The organism is Streptomyces sp. CLV115 (genome assembly GCF_038448545.1).
Taxonomy (GTDB): Bacteria; Actinomycetota; Actinomycetes; order Streptomycetales; family Streptomycetaceae; genus Streptomyces; species Streptomyces sanglieri.
The window spans coordinates 44,404-64,132 of the sequence record NZ_JBCEWQ010000006.1; the positions used below are offsets into that span (position 1 = coordinate 44,404).

Annotated in this window: 17 protein-coding genes and 2 pseudogenes; 10 read left to right on the forward strand and 9 right to left on the reverse strand. The window is 69.8% G+C overall.

Features of this window, described 5'->3' with window-relative positions; all coding sequences use genetic code 11:
* Positions 1-18: 18 nt before the first annotated feature.
* Positions 19-867: pseudogene (locus AADR41_RS03720) on the forward strand (DMT family transporter); the annotation flags it as partial.
* A gap of 75 nt (positions 868-942) precedes the next feature.
* Here the strand turns inward: AADR41_RS03720 and AADR41_RS03725 are convergent.
* On the reverse strand, positions 943-1,773 hold the full coding sequence (locus AADR41_RS03725) for an alpha/beta fold hydrolase (RefSeq protein WP_342279918.1): 831 nt from the start codon (positions 1,771-1,773) through the stop codon (positions 943-945).
* A 154-nt stretch (positions 1,774-1,927) separates the two neighbouring features.
* On the opposite strand from AADR41_RS03725, the gene sigJ reads away from it, so the two are divergent.
* On the forward strand, positions 1,928-2,842 hold the full coding sequence (sigJ, locus tag AADR41_RS03730) for an RNA polymerase sigma factor SigJ (RefSeq protein WP_342279919.1): 915 nt from the start codon (positions 1,928-1,930) through the stop codon (positions 2,840-2,842).
* A 249-nt stretch (positions 2,843-3,091) separates the two neighbouring features.
* The gene (locus AADR41_RS03735) at positions 3,092-3,859 is read left to right on the forward strand and encodes a GntR family transcriptional regulator (protein WP_342279920.1); all 768 of its coding nucleotides are present in this window, start codon (positions 3,092-3,094) and stop codon (positions 3,857-3,859) included.
* 102 nt (positions 3,860-3,961) lie between these two features.
* Here the strand turns inward: AADR41_RS03735 and AADR41_RS03740 are convergent, their stop codons facing one another.
* The 3 genes from AADR41_RS03740 to AADR41_RS03750 all read right to left on the reverse strand — a co-directional run bounded on the left by AADR41_RS03740 (position 3,962) and on the right by AADR41_RS03750 (position 7,208).
* Positions 3,962-5,119 (reverse strand): ROK family transcriptional regulator, encoded by a 1,158-nt coding sequence (locus AADR41_RS03740; protein ID WP_342279921.1) that lies wholly within the window; start codon positions 5,117-5,119, stop codon positions 3,962-3,964.
* A 99-nt stretch (positions 5,120-5,218) separates the two neighbouring features.
* Positions 5,219-5,869: a response regulator gene (locus tag AADR41_RS03745; protein ID WP_124719109.1), complete on the reverse strand. Its 651-nt coding sequence runs from the start codon at positions 5,867-5,869 to the stop codon at positions 5,219-5,221.
* Between the two features lie 157 nt (positions 5,870-6,026).
* Entirely contained in the window at positions 6,027-7,208 is a 1,182-nt protein-coding gene (locus AADR41_RS03750) for a sensor histidine kinase (protein ID WP_342279922.1), read from the reverse strand.
* Between the two features lie 108 nt (positions 7,209-7,316).
* Between AADR41_RS03750 and AADR41_RS03755 the strand changes: the two genes are divergently transcribed.
* From AADR41_RS03755 to AADR41_RS03765, 3 genes are all read left to right on the forward strand, one after another.
* Positions 7,317-8,255, forward strand: coding sequence for an ABC transporter ATP-binding protein (locus AADR41_RS03755; protein ID WP_342279923.1), 939 nt, complete (start codon positions 7,317-7,319; stop codon positions 8,253-8,255).
* 2 nt (positions 8,256-8,257) lie between these two features.
* Positions 8,258-8,995: an ABC transporter permease gene (locus AADR41_RS03760; RefSeq protein ID WP_342279924.1), complete on the forward strand. Its 738-nt coding sequence runs from the start codon at positions 8,258-8,260 to the stop codon at positions 8,993-8,995.
* A gap of 121 nt (positions 8,996-9,116) precedes the next feature.
* Positions 9,117-9,554 carry a hypothetical protein gene (locus tag AADR41_RS03765; RefSeq protein ID WP_342279925.1) on the forward strand — a complete coding sequence of 146 codons (438 nt, stop codon included), beginning with the start codon at positions 9,117-9,119 and terminating at the stop codon, positions 9,552-9,554.
* Between the two features lie 185 nt (positions 9,555-9,739).
* Here the strand turns inward: AADR41_RS03765 and mug are convergent, their stop codons facing one another.
* Complete coding sequence (gene mug / locus AADR41_RS03770; RefSeq protein WP_342279926.1) at positions 9,740-10,339, reverse strand: G/U mismatch-specific DNA glycosylase; 600 nt, start codon at positions 10,337-10,339, stop codon at positions 9,740-9,742.
* A gap of 19 nt (positions 10,340-10,358) precedes the next feature.
* Entirely contained in the window at positions 10,359-11,801 is a 1,443-nt protein-coding gene (gene purB / locus AADR41_RS03775) for an adenylosuccinate lyase (protein WP_342279927.1), read from the reverse strand.
* An 867-nt stretch (positions 11,802-12,668) separates the two neighbouring features.
* Between purB and AADR41_RS03780 the strand changes: the two genes are divergently transcribed.
* Positions 12,669-13,238, forward strand: coding sequence for a histidine phosphatase family protein (locus AADR41_RS03780; protein ID WP_342279928.1), 570 nt, complete (start codon positions 12,669-12,671; stop codon positions 13,236-13,238).
* 43 nt (positions 13,239-13,281) lie between these two features.
* Here AADR41_RS03780 and AADR41_RS03785 read toward each other — a convergent pair.
* Positions 13,282-14,413 (reverse strand): annotated as a pseudogene (locus tag AADR41_RS03785) (IS630 family transposase).
* A gap of 92 nt (positions 14,414-14,505) precedes the next feature.
* Between AADR41_RS03785 and AADR41_RS03790 the strand changes: the two are divergent.
* Together AADR41_RS03790 and AADR41_RS03795 are read left to right on the forward strand one after the other, a co-directional pair.
* Positions 14,506-14,910, forward strand: a complete 405-nt coding sequence (locus AADR41_RS03790; protein ID WP_342279929.1) for an alcohol dehydrogenase catalytic domain-containing protein — start codon at positions 14,506-14,508, stop codon at positions 14,908-14,910.
* Positions 14,911-15,168: 258 nt separating this feature from the next.
* A complete protein-coding gene (locus AADR41_RS03795) occupies positions 15,169-15,948 on the forward strand; it encodes an AraC family transcriptional regulator (RefSeq protein ID WP_342279988.1) in 780 nt (259 codons plus the stop codon).
* Between the two features lie 1,210 nt (positions 15,949-17,158).
* Here AADR41_RS03795 and AADR41_RS03800 read toward each other — a convergent pair.
* Complete coding sequence (locus tag AADR41_RS03800; RefSeq protein ID WP_342279989.1) at positions 17,159-18,616, reverse strand: MFS transporter; 1,458 nt, start codon at positions 18,614-18,616, stop codon at positions 17,159-17,161.
* 197 nt (positions 18,617-18,813) lie between these two features.
* Positions 18,814-19,248, reverse strand: coding sequence for a hypothetical protein (locus AADR41_RS03805; protein ID WP_342279930.1), 435 nt, complete (start codon positions 19,246-19,248; stop codon positions 18,814-18,816).
* Positions 19,249-19,445: 197 nt separating this feature from the next.
* On the opposite strand from AADR41_RS03805, the gene AADR41_RS03810 reads away from it, so the two are divergent.
* Positions 19,446-19,568, forward strand: coding sequence for a hypothetical protein (locus AADR41_RS03810; protein WP_342279931.1), 123 nt, complete (start codon positions 19,446-19,448; stop codon positions 19,566-19,568).
* Positions 19,569-19,729: the final 161 nt, after the last annotated feature.

Genomic DNA, 19,729 nt, shown 5'->3' on the forward strand with positions numbered 1-19,729 from the left:
CTGCCTAGCGTCGATGCCATGAACATCAGCTCTCTGCGCGGGGCGCTCCTGGCCGCCTTCGCCTGCATCCTCGTGGGTGCGTCCTTCACCGCCAACAGTGTCCTGGGCGACTATCCGTACGCGGGCGGCCAGGCGCTGCGCTACGGCCTCGCGGCACTCCTGCTCGTACTTCTCCTGGCCCGCGACAAGGGGGCCCGGCCGGCCGCCGTGCTGCGCACCGTGACCCTGCGCCAGTGGGGACGGCTCGCGCTGCTGGCAGCCATCGGGATGGTCGGCTTCAACCTCGCCGTGCTCGGTGCGGAACGCTCCGCGGAACCCGCCGTTCCGGGGGTGTTCGTCGGTTGCGCGCCGATCTTCGTCGCGGTACTCGCACCGCTCATGGACCGCCGTCGGCCCACGCGTACGGTCCTGTGCGCGGCCGCGCTCGTTGCCGCCGGGGCCTTCGTCGTCCAGGGCTGGGGCCGCACTGACCTGCCGGGAATCCTCTGCTCGGCCGGCGTGCTGGCGGGCGAGGTCGGCTTCGCGGTCATCGCCGTACCGGTACTGCGGCCGCTCGGACCGAAGCTGCTGTCCGCCACGGTCTGCGGTCTCGCCGCCGCCGAGTCGCTCTGCCTCGGTCTCGTCCTGGACGGCGGCGAGGCCCTGCGGACGCCCACCGGGGCGGAGACGATCGCCCTGCTGTGGCAGGCGGCAGTGGTAACCGTCATCGGCTTCGTCTGCTGGTACATGGGCATGCAGCGCATCGGCGCCGAGCGCGCCACGCTCTTCTCCGGCCTGATCCCGGTCTCCGCCGCCCTCACCGCACCGCTGGTCGACGCCGGTTCGTACGGCGTCGCACAGGTCGGCGGCAGCCTTCTGGTCGGGCTGGGAGTCGCCCTCGGATCGGGCGTGCTGTCCCGGAGGGCGGCGACCCGGGATACGGATCCGGTGCCCGGTACGCCGTCAGCGACTGGTGTCGAGAATGACGCGCGCCACCCGCGCCGGATCGTCGTTCATCGGCACGTGACCGCAGCCGGGAAGCCGGACCAGCCGGGCCCCGGGGATGGTGTGCTTGGCCCTGATCCCCTGCCGGCGCAGCAGTATCCGGTCCCGGCTGCCCCAGGCGACGGTCACCGGCAGCCCCTGGACGTCGTCGGTGAACGCGACGTTTCCCCCGGAGGCGAGCGTCCGGTGGAATCCGGTCGCCTCGCGTAGTGCGAGGGTCTCCGCGACGACGGCCCCGGGCGAACGGCGGCCGGGCCGGGCATAGATGGTGCTGGTCAGTGCCGTGCGCCCGGCGGCGCTGTGCGAGAGCCGCTCGATCAGCGGCACCGGCATCGACAACGCGGCCCGCCGCATGGCCCGCAGCGTCCCGAACGCATAGCGACGCTCGCCCTCGGTCCAGAAACCCGCGGGCGAGAGCGCCGTCACCGACCGTACGAGCTTCTCCCGCCCGAGTGACAGCGCCAGCAGCCCGCCCAGTGAATTGCCCGCCACGTGCGGTCGGTCCAGGCCGATCGCCGCGCAGAAGGCGCCGAGCACCCCGACCATCGTCGGCAGGTCGTACGCCAGTCCGTCGGGCAGTTCCGGCGAGACACCGAAGCCGGGGAGATCGATGGCTGTCACATCGCGTTCCACGGCGAGCACGGACAACACCGGGTCCCAGGCCTGACGGTGGTGGCCGATGCCGTGGAGCAGGAGCAGCGGCTCGCCGGCACCGGTCCGTTCATACGCCACGGACACCGTCCGGGGCCCTTGCGGTGAGTCGACGCTGAACGAGACCGTGGTGGCCATGCTGGTGCTCCCGGGTTGATCCGGCATGAACGGGCCATGCCTGAAGGCGACTTAGACGTCTCGTCAATAACAATTACCGTTCGGTAGCCGGCACTTCAAGAGGGGCGGGCGATTCGCGCTGGACAGGGTGCGGCAGGTCGGCTGGGATGGAGAAGTGACAGCCGACACCGCCACCGATGTCTTCGAGAGCCACCGCCCCGTGCTCACCGGCGTTGCCTACCGCATGCTCGGCCGGATCGCCGATGCCGAGGACGTGGTGCAGGAGGCGTGGCTGCGCTGGTCCTCCGCACCCCGAGAGGACGTGCGGGAGCCGCGCGCCTTTCTCGTGAGGATCATCACCCGCCTCGCCATCGACCGGCTGCGGCAGGTTCAGTCACGTCGCGAGTCGTACGTCGGGCCGTGGCTGCCGGAGCCGGTCGTCACCGACTTCGGACCCGCCGTTCCCGACACCGTGGAGCAGGCGGTGCTGGCCGACTCGGTGTCGGTCGCCGTACTGGTGGTCCTGGAGTCGCTTTCGCCGCTGGAGCGAGCCGTCTTCGTACTGCGCGAGGCCTTCGGCTTCCCGTACGCGGAGATCGCCACCGCCCTGGACCGCACCGAGGCCGCGGTGCGCCAGCTGGCGGGCCGCGCGCGGCACCATGTGGAGGAGCGCAAGCCGCGGTACGACGTCGACCCGGCACACCGCCGTGACCTCACCGAACGGTTCCTCGCCGCGGCGGCGGGCGGCGACATCGAGCAACTGCTGGCCCTGCTCGCGCCCGACGCGCGGCTCGTCGGGGACAGCGGCGGAAAGTCCAGGGCGCCGCTGCGGATCATCGAGAGCGCTGACAAGGTCGGGCGCTTCCTCTTCGCCGTCGCCCACGGACAGACCGAGGACCTCGACTTCCGGTTGCTGGAGCTCAACGGCGGGCCGGGCCTGCTGCTGTTCCTGGGCGGGAAGGTCGACTCGGTCGTTCAGCTCGACATCGAGGACGGGCTCATCCAGTGCGTATATATCGTGCGCAACCCTGACAAGCTCACTCGCTTCGCCGACCTCCCGGAGCGGTCCGGAGGAGTGGCGGGCGCCTGACCGGCGCTCTGCACGCCGTCCCGGCCCGAAGCCCCACGTCCTGCCGGTCGTGGGGCTCATTGCTGCGCTCGCCTCACGGCACCACGAACGTCCTGTGAACGCTCTGCGGCAGATACCCGTTTCGCTGCGTCACCGACCCAGGATTGGTCTTGACCAAGGATGTGTACCGTCCTATGGTCACAACGTTAAGACAGGAACCTTTAATAAATAACGTCGCGGAATAGCCGCTGGGTGATTGCGGAGGACAGGGTGGGGACCACGCAGCTGGAACCGGTGCAGGAGCCGAAGTACTGGCACCTCAAGACCGTGCTCAGTGAGGCACTCGACTCGGACTTTGCGGTGGGGGAGATCCTGCCCAACGAGCGCGAGCTCGCCGCCCGGTTCGGAGTCGCCCGAGCCACGCTCCGGCAGGCTCTGGAACAGCTCGAACTCGAAGGAAGGCTCCAGCGCCGCCGTGGCGTCGGGACCACCGTCGCCCCGCCGCGCGTCGGGGTCGCCGTCTCCACGGCACAGCGGGACTGGTCCGGTGGCGGTCCGGCGGAGGCCTGGCAGCCGGTGGACTGCTCGGTGGCGGTCGCGCCGTCGTCAGTGGCAGCCGCGCTCGACGTGGAAGCCGACGAGCCGGTGCACATCGTGCGCCGGATCCGGGTGACGAACGGGCAGGCCGTCGCGGCGGAGCTGCTGTACGTCCCGTCCTCGTCCGTGCCCGAACTCTCCGCGATCGACGCCCCGTCCGGGCCCGCCCTGGCCCGCCGTGTCCTGCGCGAACTGCACCGCCTCGGCCTCGACGGCCAGGACCGGTCGGTGGAGCTCGGCTCGGCACGCGTGGACGACGCCAAGGAGCTCGACCGGCTGCCCGGAGCCCCCGTGCTCGTCGTCACCACCCGCTACCTCGCGGCGGGCGGTACCGCCGCGCTCTCCGTCGCCACGTACCGGGCCGACACCTGCCGGCTCACCTTCGGTGACTCGGGCGACCTGGAGATCAGCCACCACGACCAGGAGCGCCAGGCCTCCTGACCGAGGCCGGTTCCACCACCGGTAGACGTCGGCACACACCGTCCGGTGGTACGCACCGTCCGTCGGTACGCACCGTCCGTCGGTACGCACGGCCCGTCGCACTCAGCGGCGGGCCGTCACCGTTCCCTCCACCGCGAAGAGCTGCTCCTCGACGTGGTCGAGAGCCAGCCGCATCGCACCGGTGGCCACCGCCGCCTCGCCGAGCAGCGACAGCGTGACCCGCGGCGGCCGGAGGCAGTAGCGGGCCAGCTCGCCGCGGAGCGGATCGAGCACATCGTCCAGCCCGGTGGCCCAGCCGCCCACCACCACCAGCTCGGGGTCCAGGGCCAGCGCCAGCGCCGCCACATCGTGCACCAGGCGCTGAATGAAGCGCTCCACCGCCGCCTGCGCACGGACATCGCCGCGCCGGGCCTCCGCGAACACATCGGCGACCGCGACCTCGTCCAGCGGATCCAGCGGAGTGTCCGTCGTGGACAGCAGCCGCTCCGGGGTCACTTCCCGCCCGAGCAGATGCAGCGCGCCGATCTCGCCCGCCGCACCGCCGAATCCACGGTGCAGCCGCCCGCCGATCAGCGAACCGGCACCAGGGCTCAGCCCCGCCAGCACGAACACGATGTCGTCGGACTCGGTGGCCGCACCCTTCCAGTGCTCCGCCACCGCTGCGGCATTGGCGTCGTTCTCCACCAGGACGGGGCAGCGGAAGGACCGCCTGAGCCGCTCGCCCAGCGCCAGACCCGTCCAGCCGGGCAGAGCGGTTCCCAGCCGAACCGTGCCGTCGGCCTCCACGATGCCGGGACTGCCCACCCCCACCGCACGCAGACTGCTCCGGGCCACGCCCGTCCGCCGCAGGAGGTCCGCCACCACGGCCCGGACCTTGTCGAGCCGGTCGTCGGCGCAGGCGGTCTCCGACACCTCACGGGCGCCCGCGCCGATGATCCGGCCGTCCAGCCCCGACAGGAGTGCGGAGACGCGGTGCGGGCCGATCTCGATGCCGAGCAGATGCCCGGCCTCGGCACGGAACCTGAACCGGCGGGCCGGCCGCCCCTGACGTCGGGTCTCGCCCCCGTCGGGCACCGACTCGACGACCAGTCCGGCCTCGAAGAGCCCCTCCATGACCCCCTCGACCGTCGGCCGCGACAGCCCGGTGATCCGGGTCAGGTCCGTCAGCGTCGGGGAGCCGGCGCCACGCAGAGCGTGCAGCACCACCGCGGAATTGATGCGTCGCAACAGCGACGGATCCCCACCGGTCAGCCGGCCCACGGTGTGTCCTCCCAGCTTTGGCGCATGTCAGGCGGATGGTACTCGTTGCCCAGGTGCGGGGCGACTGTGGGCCACGGTGGGCTTCCCCGGGCGGGGACTTCAGCCCGGGGCGACGAACCCGGATTCGTACGCCGCGATCACCGCCTGCGTGCGGTCCCTGGCACCCAACTTGGCAAGCACCGCACTGACATGGGTCTTCACGGTCTCGACGCCGACCACGAGTTTGGCGGCGATCTCGGCGTTGGACAGGCCGCGGGCCATCAGCCGGAGCACCGCGGATTCCCGTTCGGTGAGCGCTGCCCGATCCATGGCCGCACGCGCCTTGCTGGTCCCGTACTCGGCGGCGAGCTGCCTGACCGCCGCCGGGAAGAGCAGCGACTCACCCTCGGCCACCAGACGCACCGCATTCACGATCTCGGAGGGCCGGGCACGTTTGATGAGGAAGCCGTCCGCGCCGGCGCGCAGCGCCTCGTAGACGTACTCGTCGTTCTCGAAGGTGGTCACCACGAGGATCTTCGGCGGATTCGGCACCGTGCGCAGCACCACCCGCGTGGCCTCGATGCCGTCCATCAACGGCATCCTGACATCCATGGCCACCACGTCCGGCCGCAGCTGGTGCAGCAGCGGGATCACGGCGGCGCCGTCGCCCGCCTCGCCCACCACCTCGATATCGGGCTGAGCCTCAAGGACCGCGCGCAGCCCCGCGCGGACGAGGGGTTCGTCGTCGACCAGAAGTACGCTAACCGGCATTGGGCCACCCTAAGGGCAGTCCCATGGCCTCCGGTGTGCGCACGACGTCAGCCGCAGCGTCTCTCCCCACTGTCGCAACAGCTGCTCGCATCCGGTGTGCCGATCTCCACCACCTCTCGGCGTGTGGCTTCCGACGCCGGGACCGATCCACCGAGGACTACGGGGCAGCCCTCATGCCGTCCAACGGGAGCCTCGCGCGAACGCGCCATTCCCCCTTGTGCGGACCGGTCTCGGCCCTCCCGCCAAGCAGCGCCGCCCGCTCCCGAATGCCCCGCAGCCCGCTACCGCCACCCGGATTTGCTGCCGGGTCACTGAGCGGATTGATCACCTCCAACTCCAGCCGGCCGCCGGCGACGGCAATCCGTACACGGACGGGGACCTTGCCCGAATGACGCAGCACATTGGTGAGGGACTCCTGAAGGATGCGGTACCCCTCGCGGGAGACCGCTCCCGGAACCTGCTCCAGCGGACCGGACACGTCCGCGTCGATCTCCGCGCCCGAACCGCGCGCGGAGTCCAGGAGCCGGTCCGCCTCCGCCAGCGTCGGCCGCTGCCCCACCGGCGTCCCCGATTCGCGCAGCACCCGCAGAACCCGCTCCAGGTCGTCGAGCGCGTCCCGGCCCGTCTCCTCGATCGCGGCCAGAGCCCGTTCGGTGAAGTCAGGGTCCTGCGCCGCACGGGCCGCACCGGCCTGCACGACCGCGACCGTCAACGCGTGCCCGATCGAGTCGTGCAGCTCGCGTGCGATGCGGTTGCGCTCCAGCAGTTGCTCGGTGCGTTCCTCCAGAGCGGTCAGCCGCTGCACCGGCGAGGGGCCGAGAAGCCGCTCGGCGGCCTCGGTGACGAGCCGGCCACTCAACACGACGACGGCGAGCATGGCCAGGAGGGGCAGGGGAGTGAGCAAGGCGTACCACCAGTGCGGCTCCACTCCCCGGACCAGCCATTGGTCGCTCGGCCCGTTTCCGGTGGCGGTGAGAACGAGATCCACCGAGGTGGCAGGCAGCCACACCGTCGCGAACCACACGGGAACGGCGAGCAATATCCGAGTCTCCAGCCACAGCACGGTTCTCCAGCGATCGGACCAAGTGGCCGCAGCGACCGCGGAGATGCTGGCATCGGCTCTGCCTCGCTGTTCCGGAGAGAGCAGAAGCTGTGCCTGCACCCCCTCGGCCAGCCGTATGCCGGGCAACAGTCCGACCGGAACGGCGAAGAGCACGGGTACCCAAGGGGAGTCCGGCGATATGAACATCCACAAGCTGTAGCCCGCACCCGGGATGAGGAGATGCAGCCACCGGGTGTAGGTGACAGAGGCGGCGAGCGGGCGCAGGAGGCGGAACATGAGGCCATCGTGTCAGCCCGCACCTGTGCGGCGGCTCCCCCGGAAGAGGGAGACGTTCCCCACCGGCGGGGGAGGCGACGACCCGGGAGCGGCCGCCAGGCTGAGGACATGACCAGCATCGACGTTCAGGAAGTCACCAAGGAATTCGGAACGACCCGTGCCGTGGACAATCTCACGTTCAGTGTGCGACCGGGGCGCGTCACCGGCTTTCTCGGCCCCAACGGCGCAGGCAAGTCCACCACGATGAGACTCGTTCTCGGCCTGGACCGGCCCACCGGTGGCACGGCCACGATCGGCGGACGGCTCTACGCAGCCCTCGACGATCCGCTGCGTCGGGTGGGCGCCCTGCTGGACGCCCAGGCCGCCCACGGCTCCCGCACCGCGCGGAACCACCTGTTGGCCCTGGCGGTCAGCAATCGGCTCGGTGTGCGCAGGGTCGACGAGGTTCTGGAGGAGGCCGGACTCGGTGCGGTCGGCGGAGCCCGGATCAAGACCTTCTCCCTCGGCATGCGACAGCGACTGGGCATAGCGGCCGCGCTGCTGGGCGACCCGGAGGTCGTGATGCTGGACGAGCCGTCGAACGGCCTCGATCCCGAAGGCATCATCTGGATCCGGGAACTGATGAAGCGGCTTGCCCGTGAGGGCCGAACGGTCCTGGTCTCCAGCCATCTGATGAACGAGACCTCGTCGTTCGCCGATCACCTCGTGATTCTCGGCCGGGGACGGCTCCTCGCCGACCTGCCGATGCAGGAGTTCCTGGACTCCCGCAGCAAGCCCCGGGTGCGGGTGCGTACGACCGAGTCCACGCGGCTGCGTGACGTCCTGATCCGCAAGGGGCACGAGCCTTCGCAGGGCGACGACGGCTCCTGGACCATCGACGGCGTGAAGGCCGGGCAGATCGGCGCGATAGCCGCAACGGAAGGCATTCCCATCCTCGAACTCACCGACGAGCAGGCCACGTTGGAGCAGGCCTACCTCGACCTCACCGCCGGCGCCGCGGAATTCGCATCGGCCTCGACCTCGTCCGCCAACCGTCAGGAGCCCTGACCATGCCGACCACAGCTGTGCTGCACTCCGAGTGGATCAAGATCAGATCGGTCCGGTCCGTACTGGGATCACTGATAGCCGTCCTCCTCGTGACCCTGGCCATCACCGTGCTCGCCTTCTCGATCGTCGGCCAGGCCGAGGCGGACAACGTCGATGCCGAGCCGGTCTTCGACGCCTTCTACGCACTGAACTTCGGCCAGATCGCCGCCATCAGTTTCGGTGCGACCGCGCTCTCCTCCGAGTACCTCAACGGAGCCCTGCGTATATCGCTCGCCGCTGTTCCGCGCCGCAACGTCTTCTACGCTGCCAAGATCACTGTCGTCGGGGTCCTGGCGCTGGCTGTCGGCCTCGTCACCAGCTTCGGAGCCTTCCTCGTGGGACAACTGTTCATGGGCAAGTACGCGATCGGTCTGGGGGAGCCGGGCGCTCTGCGGGCGGCCTTCGGGGGAGGGATCTATCTGGCGCTGATGGCCCTGTTCGCGGCCGGACTGACTGTGGTGCTGCGCAGCGCCGTAGCCGTGCTCAGCCTCCTCATCCCGTTCGTCCTCATAGTCTCCTTCGTGGTCGGCGACGTCGCAGGCGGTGCCGCGCAATATCTGCCGGACCGGGCAGGACAGTTGGTGCTCCACCAGAACCCCGAGGGAAGTCTCGGACCCTGGGGCGGGCTCGCGGTGACGGCGGCCTGGGCGGCCGCCGCGCTCCTGGCAGGCTGGTGGGCGATCCGGCGAAGGGACGCGTAGCCGGCTGTTCGGCTGCCAACTGCCCGGCTGCCACGAATCCAATACGGGCGCGGGTGGCTGAAAGTACCTCAAAGGCCATGGCGAGGAGCGGCTTGTCAGTGCTGCGCGGTTTACTGGCGGCATGACCACCGCACATCACCTCCGCCTCATCGATGCGATGCGCACCTCCGGCTTTCCCACGGAACGCACCCGGTCAGGCTCGGGAGTCAGCGGGCCCGGCTACCACACGGCGTCCCTGCACGCGGAAGTCGATCACTGGGACGACGACGAGGCGCGGCGACTTGAACACCGGGCCCAGTGCCTGGCAGAGCACGATGCCCTGCTGACGCTGCTCGCCGGTCGCTGGGGGGAGCCGCAGTCGATCAGCCTGTGGAGCGCGCAGGAGCGGATGATCGTTGGCGAGGAGATACCGGAGGCATGGGCCGATACGGTCGCGGGCTGCGAGTTCCTCCAGCTCTGGAAGGTCGAGGACCGATGGATCGGCATCGGGCTGTACCTGGAGGAGGAAGGACCGGGGTGCGAGCTGAATGTCGTGGTGACGGAGATCGACCCGCCGTGACATGAGCAGGCTGTTGTCGGTCGGTCGGGCGGTCGGGCGGTCGGGCGGTCGGGCGGATGGGCGGGTGGGCCGAGGTCCGTGTGTGGTGGCGGTCGGGTCGTGTCTGTCGGATCGGTGCCTGGTTCATGGCCGCAAGCGGGCCCGCGCGGCCGGGGACGCGGAGCGCTCGGGGCGGCGCAGGAGCCTCAGCGGTCTTCCGTGGGGACAGCGGAGACAGCGGGGGGAGCCGGCTCGTCGGGGTTGCCGGTGTCGTGGTCGACGCAGGCCAGAAGGCGGCCGTACTCCTCGGCCATGGTCCGGGCGGTCCAGTGGGCATTGAGGCCGCTGGGGTTGGGCAGGGCCCAGACGCGGGCGTCGCCGATCGTGTGGTCCTGCGGGCCGATCCGGGCGGTGCGTCTGCCGAAGGCCGTGCGGTACGCCGTGATCCCCACGACGGCCAGCCACTGCGGTCGTAGCAGCTCGACCTTGGCGGTCAGGATCCGTCCGCCCTCGCGGAACTCCTCGGTGGACAGCTCGTCCGCCCGGGCGGTGGCTCTGGCAACCACATTGGTGATGCCGAGGCCATATCGCAGTAGTTCGGCCTGTTCGGCCGGCTTCAACTGCCGGGGCGTGAAGCCCGACCGGTGGAGCACCGGCCAGAACCGGTTGCCGGGATGGGCGAAGTGGTGGCCCGTCGCCCCGGTCATCAGGCTCGGGTTGATTCCGCAGAACAGCACACGCAGACCGCCTGCGACCACATCGGGAACGGTGCGGTCGCAGGCGGTCCGGAGCTCTTCGGGTGTCATCCGGCTGAGGTCGTGGCCGTCAGAGGATGGAGCCCGGTGTGTACGCGGCGGCCTCGGGGTGCTGCTTGGCGATCTCCTCGATACGGGAGATCAGCGCCGTGACCTGGTCGCTCGCGGCACCGGTGAAGGAGAGCTTGTCGGCCATCAGCGCATCGAGCTGCGCGCGGTCCAGCGGGATGCGGTCGTCGGCGGCCAGCTTGTCGAGCAGCTCATTGCGCTCGGCGCCCTGCTCGCGCATGGCCAGGGCTGAGGCGACGGCGTTCTCCTTGATCGCCTCGTGGGCGACCTCACGGCCGACACCCGCGCGCACCGCGCCCATCAGAACCTTGGTCGTAGCTAGGAACGGGAGGTAGCGATCCAGCTCACGGGCGACGACGGCCGGGAACGCCCCGAATTCGTCGAGGACCGTCAGGAAGGTCTCCAGCAGACCGTCGAACGCGAAGAAGGCGTCCGGGAGCGCCACCCGGCGGACCACGGAGCAGGACACATCGCCCTCGTTCCACTGGTCGCCCGCCAGCTCGCCGGTCATCGACGCGTAGCCACGCAGGATCACCATCAGCCCGTTGACGCGCTCGCAGGACCGGGTGTTCATCTTGTGCGGCATCGCGGACGAGCCGACCTGACCCGGCTTGAAGCCCTCGGTCACCAGCTCGTGCCCGGCCATCAGACGGATCGTCTTGGCGACCGAGGACGGAGCCGCGGCGAGCTGGACCAGCGCGGTCACTACGTCGTAGTCGAGCGAGCGGGGGTAGACCTGGCCGACCGAGGTGAAGGCCTGGGCGAAGCCCAGGTGCGCGGCGATGCGCCGTTCGAGGTCGGCGAGCTTCCCGGCGTCGCCGTCCAGCAGGTCGAGCATGTCCTGTGCCGTGCCGACGGGGCCCTTGATGCCCCGCAGCGGGTAGCGGCCGAGCAGGTCTTCGAGCCGGCCGTACGCCACCAGGAGCTCGTCGGCCGCGGTCGCGAACCGCTTGCCGAGCGTGGTCGCCTGCGCTGCGACGTTGTGGGAGCGACCGGCCATGACCAGCTCGCGGTACTCGCCCGCCAGCTTGCCGAGCCTGGCCAGGACCGCCACCGTGCGGTCGCGCATCAGCTCCAGGGAGAGCCGGATCTGCAGCTGCTCGACGTTCTCGGTGAGGTCCCGGGACGTCATGCCCTTGTGGACCTGCTCGTGGCCGGCGAGGGCGTTGAACTCTTCGATCCGGGCCTTGACGTCGTGCCGGGTGACCTTCTCGCGCTCCGCGATCGAAGCCAGGTCCACCTGGTCGACGACACGTTCGTAATCGGCGAGCGCGGCGTCCGGCACCTCGATCCCGAGGTCCTTCTGAGCGCGCAGCACCGCCAGCCACAGCCGGCGTTCCAGCTTCACCTTCTGCTCGGGGGACCAGAGGACGGCCAGCTCCGTGGAGGCATAGCGGCCAGCCAGGACATTGGGGATACGAGGCTTCGCAGACACAGCAGTCACGCGTCCAGAGTTTACCTGTCGTTTTGAGCGGTTCGTGAGCGGCCGCCGAGTCCGGAAGCTCCAGGTCAGAGGCGGCCTCCGGTCAAGGGAGCCGAACCCGCGCAATCCCGTGGGAACCGAGGCGGGGAAGCCGCCTGGGAACCGAAGTGGGCAGGCCGCGGAGCGCGCCGGTCACCGTCACGGGTGCCCCGCCGGTCGCGGTGCCCGTCGATCACTCCGCGCAGTCGCGGATCTCGCACGTCACCGGTCGCCGCTTTCACTCGCCCGTGGCCGTGAGCGACGTATTCGCCGGTCCCGGATATTCCGGCATGGGCACCGTCCTGCGAGGCCTCTCCGTCTCTCCGCCTCTCCACCTCTCCGCTTCGAGCACATGGAGCGACGATGCGGCGACGAAGCGTGTCGTGCGGTCGATGGGTGGACCGCGGCACGGGAACGCCTCGACACCTCGACACGGACCAAGTGGCGCGGATGCGTGAAGGCTGTTCTGGGTGCGCCGCACCTCGTTCGCCATGAGGGCGCTCGGCCGGCGACTGCGCCACCGGGTGCCCCACTGGCCGGCCGCCTCGGGGCCCTGGTCGGCCGGTCGGTCCGGGGTCGACCCCCACGGACGAGGTCACTGTCCGGATCGCCGGGCAGTCGGAATGGTGGGCTGCTGGAGGCGGGTCCGAATCCGGTCCGCGTTCGAAGGTCCTGGACGAATGCCGTAATTCGATATACGACGTAGTCGGTGCAGTCGGTTGAATTGCGCTGGCAGCGACGATCAATGCCGCGCTCATTGCATCCTCAAGGTCGGAGGAGAAATGGCGACGCTAGCGCCGCGTCAGGCAACGTTTGCCCTGTGTGCGGTGTGAGATATGTTCCTCGGCCATGGGCGAGTTGATATTGATCAGGCACGGCGAGACCGCGTGGAGTCGGACCGGCCAGCACGCTGGCCGCACCGACCTGCCGCTGACCGAGGCGGGGGAGGCCGCGGCGCGTGCGCTCGCGCCTCGACTGGCCGGACGGGAGTTCGTCGCCGTCTACAGCAGCCCGCTGACTCGCGCCGTGCGGACGGCCGAGCTGGCGGGGCTGAGCGGTGCGGAAACCGACGCCGACCTGATCGAGTGGAACTACGGCCGCTACGAGGGGCTGACTGCCGAGCAGATCCAGGAGCTCAAGCCCGGCTGGGAGCTGTGGCGTGACGGCGTGGACGCAGGCGAGGACCTCGGGCACGTGACCGTGCGGGTCGACGCCTTCCTTGGCCGGGTCCGGCCGCTGCTGGCCAAGGGTGACGTGGCCGTCGTTGCGCACGGCCATCTGTCACGCATCCTCACCGCGCGCTGGCTCAGGCTCGACGCGTCGGGCGCACGACAGTTCGGGCACCCGCATCCGGGGACGATCAACACGCTGGGTTACGAGCACGGGCTGCCCGTCGTGCTCGGGTGGAACGTGCCGTAGTGGCGACTGCCCACGTCCCGTCCGAGATGTACCTACTGCCGCATCAAGCGACGTTCGCCCTGTTCACGACCTCGCGGAGGCGTTCGTCGGCGGCGTGCTTGTTCCGCCAGACGATGTAGCGGCGGATCATGCTTCCCTGTTCCGTGTGGCTGGAGTGGTCGGTGCCGTCGAGAGCGAAGTAGCGCAGGGCGGTGAACTGGGCCTCGATCCGGTTGAGCCAGTAGCTGTTGGTCGGTGTGTAGGCGATCTCAACGTTGTTGGCTGCCGCCCACGTTGTGACCCGCTGGCAGCGTCTCGTCGTCAGGTGCGGTGAGTAGTTGTCGCAGACGATCGCAATGCGTATGTCCGTCGGGTGCAGCGAGCGCAGGTAGCGGCAGAACTCCAGGAACTTCGACCTGCTCTTGGTCTTTTTGATGTGCCCGTAGAGTTGGTCTTTGGTCAGGTCGTAGGCGGCGAAGAGGTGACGGACCCCGTGCGGGCGTGTGTAGGTCGCCCGGCGTCGGGGCCTGGGCTCGCGGTCTGGGTCCTTGTTCCTGCCGCTTCGTTCGGCCCAGTGCCGGCCGGGGTGGGGCTGTAGGTTGAGCGGTCCGAACTCGTCCATGCAGAAGATGACTTCGGGTTCGCCTTCCTCGGTATGACCTCGCCGTCGGCGATCGCGTAGAGGTGTTCGACCCGGGCCTTCTTGGCCGCATAGTCCGGGTCTCGTGAGGCCTTCCAGGTTTTCACGCGTTGAAAGAAGACGCCTTCCTCGCGGAGCAGGATGCGAAGGCCCTCGTGGCTGATGTCGTCGACCACCCCCTCGGCGACCAGGAAGTCGGCCAGCTTGGCCAGGCTCCAGGTCGAGAACGGCAGCCCGTGCTCGGCCGGCCTGGACTTGGCGATCTTCTTGATCTCCCGGCGTTCCGGGAGGGTGAAGGTTCTCGGCCGGCCGCCTTTGTACTTGGGGTAGAGCGCCTCGAAGCCGTCGGCGTTGAAGGTGTGGATCACGTCCCGGACCCGGTCAGGGCAGGTGAACGTCACCTCGGCGATCTTCCTCACGGACATGCCCTGCGCGGATAACAGCACCATCTGCGCCCGTCGCCGGTCACTACCGAGCCGGTACCCCTGCGGATGATCCGCAGTAACCGCCTGCCCTCATCGTCATCCAGCTCCCGGACCTGCACGCGTTCCGCCACGTGATCATTCTGGCCGCCCGATACGACATGGTGCAGCACTCCAGCGATACATCACCACAGAGCGAACGTTGCTTGATGCGGGACTAGCAATAGTGGCGGGCGAGTGCTGCGGTCCCGAGGTTCTCGAAATCGTCGAGGTCGAGGTGCGCGAGCCGGATCCCGGTGAGATGCGTGTGACAGTGGAAGCGGCGGGCGTGAACGTCAAGGACACCTGCCAACGCACAGGCGTCTTTGCCGAAGTGCCACCGGTCGTGCTCGGCCTGGAGGGCGCGGGAACGGTCGAAGTGCTCGGGCGAGGGCGTCATCGGGCACGCCGTGGGCAGCGCGTCGCATGGGTGGATGACCCAGGGGGCTGCGCGGGCAAGGTGGTGCTCCGCGCCGAACGCGCCGTGCTCGACAGCCGTATCGGCGTGCGCCGTCCGCTGGCCGAGGCGGCCGGGGCGCGCACCGACCTCGCCGCCCGACGCACCACCGGAAAGCTGCTTCTGATCCCCTGACCGGCTTGCGGTGGCCCGTATCGCGTAGTACCGGCCGCCGCGGGCGGGCGCGATAGGGTAAGGACCCGTGCGCACGGCGATGCCGCGGCCCCGCGACCGGCGTCGCGGTGTGCCGGGCTCCGGGTTCCGGGTTCCGGGAAGATGCTTGCAGACGTGGGTGAGGCTTTCGTGACCGCTGCCGGGAACACCGCTGCGGGGCCCACCCCCGATGCGGCCGCGGAGGACCCGGGCGACACCGCCCCGGCCTCCGGTGCGGCGATCCTCGTCGCCCACTTCCCCCTTGCGCCGGGACAGTGGCTCCCCGCGCACAGCCACACCCACCATCAGCTGGCCTGGACCCGCAGCGGCGTGCTGGGGATCGGCGTCGCGGACGACTACTGGGTACTGCCGCCCAACCGGGCGCTGTGGGTGCCGGCCGGAGTCGTGCACCGGACCGGCGCGACCCGCGACGCCGTGCTGGGCAGCCTCTACCTCGACCCGGACCGGTGCGGTGTCGACTGGACCGAGCCCACGCCGGTCGGGGTCGACGGGCTCCTCGCTCACCTGATCGAGTACCTGGGCCGGGATGATCTTGCGGACGCCGCGCGGCAGCGGGCCGAGGGGGTCGTGCTGGACCTTCTGCGCCCTTTGCCGGTCACTCCGCTGGAGGTGCCGCACCCCAGCGACGACCGCGTGCGCGCCGTGGCCAACGCGTTGCTCCGGGATCCTGCGGACGGACGCAGCCTGGAGGTGCACGCGCGGGCCGTCGGCGTGAGCCGCCGGACCATGACGCGGCTCTTCGTCCAGAACACCGGCATGAACTTCGAGCGCTGGCGTACCCATCTGAGGCTGCGGGCCGCGCTGCCCCTGCTTGCCGAGGGCCGTCCGGTGTCGCACGTGGCGCACGCCGTGGGGTACACGACGGCGAGCGCGTTCCTCGCGGCGTTCCGAAGGACCCTCGGCACCTCCCCGAGGCGATACCTCAAGGGCGATCTCACCCCCGCCGGCTCGGCCGGGAGCGATGACGCCGAGGGTGATGACGGGGACGAGGGCGAGTGACGCGGCGGGCAGCGAGGGCCGCCGGAGCAATGGAATTCCGCCCGGCCGAGGCCTGATGGGCAAGAGCCATATGAGTGCTTGACCTGTTACGAGGCGCAGTTGCGTTCGGTCAATGTTGTTGCAATGGATCCACTTGCGCTCGTCCCGGAGAGGAAATGCACCTCGGTGCGCGGCAAGTTGAGGTTCTCTCATTGTCAAAGGCCACCATGACAATGGGACAGCGATACACCTCGGCATTTCCGATCGCGCGATCGATTCCCATCTGTAGCGCCGCTGAGACCGGTACAACATGCCGGAGCCGTGCGGCGATCGTTGCCAATTGGCTGCCGGAAGGCGGAACTCGGGTGGGCATTCCAATACGGCAACAGCAGGTACCGGGCCCCTGCGCTGGGCGTCGGTCAGGACGGAGGAGTAGGCGCAGCGCTGCGGGCCCTGCTGCGCCCCGTGCGGTGCCGCATTGCGCGCTGAGTGGCGTTGCAGGCGCTCGCGGGAGTCGCCTCCTTGGGAGCGTTCGTCGTGATCTACCCGCTCGCTGTCGCCCTGCTGGAGGACGAACCCGACGAGTCAAAGGTGTAGTGGATCGTCGGGTTCGCCGCGCTCGCACTCGCGGTGCGATTCGTCGACAAGTCGCTGAGCTACCCGCTCGTGCACGACGCAGTCATTGAATTCCAGCTCCGCCGGCGGCGCCGGATCGTCGGACGAGAAATGCGTGCGGGAGACGGATTCATGAGCGGCGGGCCTGTGTTGGCCGGCAGCCCGTCCTCGGCGGTCCAGCCGTGGAGCTCCGGGGAGAGCCACACATGCGACCACCGGCAGAAGACGGTGCCGGGGCGTCGTGGAACCGTGCGAGCCGCCGGGACAGCTCCCCGGCCTCAAAGGACGCACGGGCCTTCCTGATCCCCGCCAGGGGCTCCGGCTCGATGAACGCATGGGGCGCCAGGACGACTGTGCCGCCGACAGGGTGCTCCTGTGCGTGCGGCTGCGCGATGCAAGCGCCCTCCCTGTGGCCGACGAGCCCGGTCAGCCATGGAGGACGCCTGATCCACGACGCTCGGGCGCTGCTGCGGCGGCGGGCCGGGTCCTCTGCCAGGAGGCACCAGCCCGCCGCTTCGTGCGGCGTGACATGCGTCGACCGGGCCGCATTCCCCGACCGGGCCGGACACGTTCGACGCCCTACACCTCCCCAGAGGCTCAAGAGGGCGGTACTTCTCTACTGCCGCGCGGTCTCACGCTCCACGGGCCGAGGCTGTTCGCCCCCGACCGGGGCCTTGCCGAGCAGCGTGGCGACGATGATCCCGCAGACCACGACGAAGCCGGCGGCGATGAGCATGCCGAACGAGTAGCCCTCCGTGGCGGCCTGCACGGAGTTCTTGGAATCCGAGACGGCAGCCGTGCGGCGGGTGGCCAGCATGACGAGCACCGCCACACCGCAGGCGCCACCGATCTGCTGGACGGAGCTGAAGAGCGCGGAGCCGAGTCCCGCGTTCTCCTCGGTCGTCCCGGACACCGCCGCCATGCCCAGTACCGGCAGGCTCAGGCCGCAGCCGAGGCTGGTCAGGAGCATGCCCGGCAGGATGCCGGTGACGTAGCTGTCGCTCACCTCGATGCCGGACATCATCACGAACCCGGCGGCGGTGATCGGGAACGACACCATCAGGCTCGGACGGAACCCGAACTTGATCACCATGCGGGAGGCGCCCCACATGCCGACCAGCAGTCCCGCACAGAACGGCATGTACGCGAACCCTGCCTTGAGCGGCCCGTAGCCGACGACCGTCTGCAGGTGGATCATCAGCAGGAAGGCCATCGCGAAGAGGGCCGCGGAGAAGATCAGGGTCGCGGCGTTGCCGACGGCGCGCGTCCGGACGGACAGGAATCCCAGCGAGACCAGCGGATCGGTGGTGCGGGACTCGACCACGACGAACGCGGCGGCCAGGGCCACGGCGAGGATCAGCGGTCCGTAACTGGTGACGTGGAGCCAGCCCTGATCGCCGGCCTGGACCAGGCCGTAGACCAGTGAGACCACGGCGAGGGTGCCCAGCACGGCGCCCGGCACGTCCAGGCGCGTGCGCCTGGTGGCGCGGCTCTCGTCGATCAGGCGGGGGAGCAGCGCGAGGGCCACGACGGCCACCGGAAGGTTGATGAAGAAGATCCAGCGCCACGAGGCGAGTCCGGTGAGCGCGCCGGAGATCACCAGACCGAACGTGCTGCCCAGGCCGGCGATGCCGCCCCAGATACCCAGCGCCTTGGCCCGCTCCTGGTCGCTCGGGTACAGAAGCGTGATCAGCGACAGTGCCGCCGGGCCGGCCATCGCGGACCCCGCGCCCTGGACGAGCCGTCCGATGATCAGTTGCCAGGGCTCCTGCGCGAGACCGCACAAGAGGCTCGCCCCGCTGAACAGCGAGACACCGATGAGGAAGATCCGCCGCCGGCCCAGTAAGTCGGCCATGCGGCCGAACAGCAGCAGGAGCCCGCCGAACGCGAGGAAGTACGCGTTGACCACCCATGCCAGACCCGCGGAGCTGAAACCGAGATCGTCCCGGATGCTGGGGAGCGCGATGCTCACCACGTTGTCGTCCAGGATGAGCATGAACTGGACGAAACAGAGCACGACCAGAACGAGCCCCCGGCGGTCGGCGCCGCGGGCAGTGAGCAGTGTCGAGATCATGCCGGGCATCCCGTCGTCGAGGGCGCCACCGCCGTCGTATGGCATCGACTCAGATCCCGACAGCGGCAAGCGAGAGACATGCCTTCAGGCTAGGTTCTTACGAAGTTGGCCGCGATGCTCTACCAGGACACGTCATAGCGCGATGAGGCCATGGGTGTGTCCGGTGCGCAACGAGTGTGCCGACGGCCCCTCACAGATCAGCGCCGTACACCGGCCGGCAACCCCGACAGGATGATCTCCAGCTCCCGGCGGTGGGAGTTCTCGCAGTTCTCCACGGCGGAGTCCGGAGCTCCGGACGCGGACGGGGCCGCGCGTTCCAGGGCGGCACGGCGGCCGCGCGTGCCCGGTCGGTCTGCTGAACGGTCCGTGGCCGCGGCTGTCCCGGCACGGTGGGGACCACGAGCCCGCAGACCGTGCAGTGCCGGAAGACCCGGCACATGCCGTGCAGTGTTTCGGCCGTGCCGAGTAGGAACCTGCGGGGAGCCGGAGGGCAGCTCGGGGCGCGGGAAGGGCTGGGCCTGCTCCTGCACGAGCGGCAGGACTTCGTCCTTGTCCTGTACGTAGTGGTGGAGGGCCATCGGCGCGCGCGTCGCCTTCCTCTCCTCCAGCCAGGACAGCCGGCACTTCGGCATGGACCGAGAGCCGTACGAGTCCGAGCCGGTATTCAGGGAATCTTCGACGTCTGCGAGCTTGCGGCGGCCCCCACGCTCGCGGCCTCGCTGGTCGAACTCGTCCACCACGGAACGGAAATCCCCAGGGCCCTCAGACGCGGTAGGGCGTACCGCAGGCGCGGCACGCCCACCTCTTCCTGGGCACGGGTGTGCGTGCCATGGAGTTCCTGGTTCCCGGCACCCTCGCCCGGCTGCTCGGCGCCGGCGCACGCCAGGTGGAAACGCCCGCCGGAGTCGGGCTGCTCGTACACCTCTGGGGCCTGGCCCCGGTCCGTCAATGACGACCTCCGGCATCCCGCCGTCGTGGGCCCGTCCCTGCCGCTCGCGGCGCGCCTGGGCCATGCCCATGCCGACCGGGTGCTGCCCGCCGCGGCCGTCGATTCGCATGTCGCACGGGCCTTCGTCGACATCTTCCACCCTCGCCAAGGGGCCGGCGTCCCTG